This window comes from uncultured Tenacibaculum sp. (assembly GCF_947502995.1).
GTDB lineage: Bacteria > Bacteroidota > Bacteroidia > Flavobacteriales > Flavobacteriaceae > Polaribacter.
Genome location: NZ_CANNBW010000044.1, coordinates 1 through 4,098, shown reverse-complemented (window position 1 = coordinate 4,098; position 4,098 = coordinate 1). Strand labels below are relative to the sequence as shown.

5 protein-coding genes are annotated in these 4,098 nt (G+C 29.1%); all 5 read left to right on the top strand.

The genetic code is table 11. From position 1 onward, the window contains the following. Nucleotides 1–151 precede the first annotated feature (151 nt). Entirely contained in the window at nt 152–1,021 is an 870-nt protein-coding gene (locus Q1A46_RS20625) for a nucleotidyltransferase (RefSeq protein WP_299683534.1), read from the top strand. A gap of 175 nt (nt 1,022–1,196) precedes the next feature. Continuing rightward, a complete protein-coding gene (locus Q1A46_RS20620; protein ID WP_299683532.1) occupies nt 1,197–1,496 on the top strand; it encodes a hypothetical protein in 300 nt (99 codons plus the stop codon). After that, nucleotides 1,489–2,607 (top strand): hypothetical protein, encoded by a 1,119-nt coding sequence (locus Q1A46_RS20615; protein ID WP_299683530.1) that lies wholly within the window; start codon nt 1,489–1,491, stop codon nt 2,605–2,607. The genes Q1A46_RS20620 and Q1A46_RS20615 overlap by 8 nt, the downstream gene beginning before the upstream one ends. A gap of 250 nt (nt 2,608–2,857) precedes the next feature. Continuing rightward, the gene (locus tag Q1A46_RS20610) at nt 2,858–3,352 is read left to right on the top strand and encodes a histidine phosphatase family protein (RefSeq protein WP_299683528.1); all 495 of its coding nucleotides are present in this window, start codon (nt 2,858–2,860) and stop codon (nt 3,350–3,352) included. Between the two features lie 456 nt (nt 3,353–3,808). Next, the coding region (locus Q1A46_RS20605; protein WP_299683525.1) for a hypothetical protein at nt 3,809–4,098 on the top strand (290 nt) is incomplete at its 3' end.

Sequence of the window (4,098 nt, the reverse complement as noted above, 5' to 3'; positions counted from 1 at the left end):
TACCCTAAATATCGTAACTCTTTAATGAGATATGCAGTAAAATAGCTCTCGAAAATGAGCTTGCTGTCCAAGGAAAACAGCAATCACAAATGTGGTTGCTTCCGCGGACACGAATTAAAATCAAAATAACATCTATTAAATAACAAGTATCATGGCAAGAAGCATTAATGAAATACAAGAAAGCATTCTTGAAAGCATTAATTCTGATACAGAATTAAATGCTTTAGAAGTATTAACTAACAATGAAAAAGATAATTTAACCAGTACTTCAAAAGTATCTATCTGGAGATTATTTGTATTCATTATTTCAGTAAGTTTTTGGACAATAGAAAAATTGTTCGACACTTTAAAACAAGAAATTGAAGAACTATTATACCTATTAAAACCACACAAACCAAGTTGGTACAGAAAGAAAGTTTTAGATTTTCAATTTGGTCACGAATTAAATGAGAAAGACATTTATGACAATGATGGTTTAACACAAAAACAAATAGAAGATGCTAGAGTTGTAAAATATGCAGCCGTGGTAGAAATTAACTCCATTTTATATGTTAAAGTAGCTGGAGAAAACAATACTGTAAGAGCAAAATTATCTGACACTCAAGAAGCAGCTTTAATACAATACATTAAACTTATTAGAGATGCAGGAGTTAAAGTTGTTTTAATTAACAGAGATGCTGATTTATTAAAATTAGAAATCGATGCATATTATAATCCTTTAGAAATTGACGCTAGTGGAGCTCGTTTAGATGGTTCTGACAATGAACCTCTTCAAAACAAATTGAAACAATATTTAAAAGAATTTGAATTTAACGGAGAGCTTGTTTTAACAAAGCTTACAGATCAATTACAACAAGTGCAAGGTATAGAAATGCCAGTTATCAAAGAAGCTTATTATAAGTTTGGAAATCAACAAGATTGGACTCCTATTAACGAAACTTATCAATCAGATGCTGGGCATATGAAAATTAACGAAGATAACTTAACTATTAATTGGATACCTAGAGATGTCACGTTATAATATATATGATACGGATTTTAATAAACAAGTTAGTTTATTACTTCCAACTTTTAAGAGAAAAACTAAGATCATTAACTTTTTAAAATCTCTCATAAAACCCCTTAATGAACTTTATCAAGTTTTTACACGATTCAGAACCGATACGCTTTATAAGATTAATCACAACGGTCAAGTAGTGTATTTACAAAAAGTTTTGAATGATCGATTTGATAAAACTCAACGAAGAATTTTTATCTCCGACGGATTATTCAATAACCCAACATATGTATATCCGCATGAAGATCAAAAAGATATTTACTTAAATACACAATATATTTTCAATCAAACAGAATTAGAATTTAAAGATGTTGATTTTGTGGTTGTACTTCCATCTGATATTTCGGTATCAGATGAGGAAGACATCCGAATGAGATCATTAATAAATTATTACAAATTAGCTAGTAAAACTTATAAAATAACTACACAAGATGAATAGATTAGAACTTTTTGACGGAGGATTTCCGTTAGCAACTGAAACTTTAGACTTCTTACAAGGTCAGAGTCATATGGCTTCAACTTTAACTGCATTAGGAGGAAGCGATACTTATATTTTATCTGGAGTAATAACTCAAGGAAGTAATGTTACTAATGGTACGATAGTTTACCAAGGAGAAATTTTACCTTTTACAGGTGGACCAATTCAAGCGAATGTAACTATAATCGAAACTAAAGAAGAAGTTACATATCAAACAGATCAAGATGGAGATGGTTTAGGAGATGAAAAATCTGCATACGTAAGAAGAAGAGCTGAATTTGGTACAGGCGGAGTTCAAACATTTAGCTTTTCTGAATTAAAGCCATTTATCCAAGGTGTAGCAAATCAAATGTTTACTACATTCTTTAAAGATGTAAGATTACCTTATGTTGGTGCTATTGAAGATATTCCTGTGGGTTGGGAATTATGTGAAATCTTATCAGGACATTTTCCTGTAATTTATGATCCTTCAAATCCAGATTATAACTTAATTGGTAAAACTGGAGGAGCAAATAGCAGAGTATTAACTCAAGCACAAATGCCTGCTCATAATCACTCAGGTTCAACTTCTACTGCTGGAAATCACTCTCACACTGGTAGTACATCTACAACAGGAAGTCATAGTCACTCTGGAAGTACTTCTTCTGCTGGAAACCATAGTCATTCTGGATCAACTAATACTACAGGAAATCATAGGCATACCTTTCAAAACGGTTATTACGCAGAAGTAAATACAGCTGGTATAAGTGGAAGTAGATATATAGGAAATGGTAGAGGTGGTAGTGGTGACACTGATTATGATAACAGATATATGTGGTATTTAAACGATAATACTGGTTATACAGGAAACCATAGTCACAGTGTAAGTACAAATACTACTGGTGCACATACGCATAGCATTTCTACCAATACTACTGGAAATCATAGTCATAGTGTAAGTACAAATACAACTGGAAATCATAATCACTCTTTTACAACTCAATTAAAAGGTGGAAACCAAGCTTTTGACAACAGACCTAGATATAAAGTAATTGCTCTGATTAAATATGTTGGGTTAAACCCAGTTTCTTAGATTAATTTTAATTAACCTCCCTAACCGCCTTCGGGCGGTTTATTTTTTAACATTTTAAACACTGATTTACAGTGTTTTTCCCTGAGCTCAAAGTATACAAATTAACTAACTTACACATTCATTATTCCCCCGCGTTCCCTTCTAAAATCTTAACGCATTTAAAAGCCTCGTTCTTGAGGCTTTTTCTATTTCAATATGTTTTTAACAATTAATTTCTAGGAACTGTTAAAAAAACTTGTAATTTCATCTTATGAGAAAAGCAATACTATTATTAACTTTTTTAGAAATTAACCTTTCTTTAATTGCTCAGAATGAAACAAAAACTTCAACTTATTTTTTTATCCGACATGCTGAAAAAGTATTGAATGTAAAAAATCCTGATTTAACTAAAAAGGGGGAAAAAAGAGCTTTGGCCTGGTCTAAAATGTTAACCCATTATAAAATAGATAAAGTTTTATCTACCAATTATAAAAGAACCTTACAAACAGCAAAACCAATAGCAAACAAATATCAATTACAAACTCAAATTTATCATCCTTATAAATTTAATGTACAAGAGTTTATAAAAAAATCAAAAGGAGAAAATATAGTTATTGTAGGACATAGCAATACAATTCCTAATCTTGTTAATAAATTTATTGGTAAAGACAAGTATAATGAAATTGATGAAACGATTTATGGAAATCTATACATTGTTACTATAACAAATAAAGTTATACAGGATATTATTTTAAATATTGAATAAACTTTTATTTAAACAGTATCTTATAAATATTTATCTGTAAAAATATTTTTTAATCAAAATTGAATTATAATTCACAAAAAAGAACTTTTAAAGAATTTTATTCATTTTTTTAGCTTTAAAACAATTAAAAATATATTTTTTTAACACTAAAAAACATGATAAATCGCAGTTTTTTAAAGTTAAAAAGAGTTAAATTTAGTTAAAAAAAAGTTAAAATTAATTAAAATTTTAACACTCTAAAAATTTAAAAAAACTATACTTTTTTTCTAACTAAACTTAAGCTAAAGTAGCGAATTTCCTAAAGCAACATTGTTGCGATAAATTATTTTTTTTAATATCGTTTTACACTTACAAAACTCAAAAACAAGCACTTGAAATAGGTTTAGCATATTTTTTTTTAGTCGGTTAATTTCTAAATTTGATCAATCAAAAAATTTAATTAACCCTTCAAAAATCATGAAAAATTTTAGTAAATTTTCTTTGGGTGCATTAGTAGTTTCTACGTTACTAATCACATCTTGTCAAAATGAAAACACTTCAGACAACAACCTAGACACTAACATTGAGGCCAATGCTAGTGAAGGAAACATCATTCCTGGTCAGTACATAGTTGTTTTTAAAGAATCATCTGTTACTCCATCTTCAAAGCTTCTATCAAAAACATTATTCACTGATAGAAATTTAAAAGCTAAAGCTGCAGATGATATTTCAGCTAAATCGATTTCAAAAATGAAAACGATTTTATC

Bases quoted from the DNA above. Each gene is read 5' to 3' on its own strand.
- Q1A46_RS20615 (WP_299683530.1), top strand. From the start codon at position 1,489: ATGAATAGATTAGAACTTTTTGACGGAGGATTTCCGTTAGCAACTGAA.
- Q1A46_RS20610 (WP_299683528.1), top strand. From the start codon at position 2,858: ATGAGAAAAGCAATACTATTATTAACTTTTTTAGAAATTAACCTTTCT.
- Q1A46_RS20625 (WP_299683534.1), top strand. From the start codon at position 152: ATGGCAAGAAGCATTAATGAAATACAAGAAAGCATTCTTGAAAGCATT.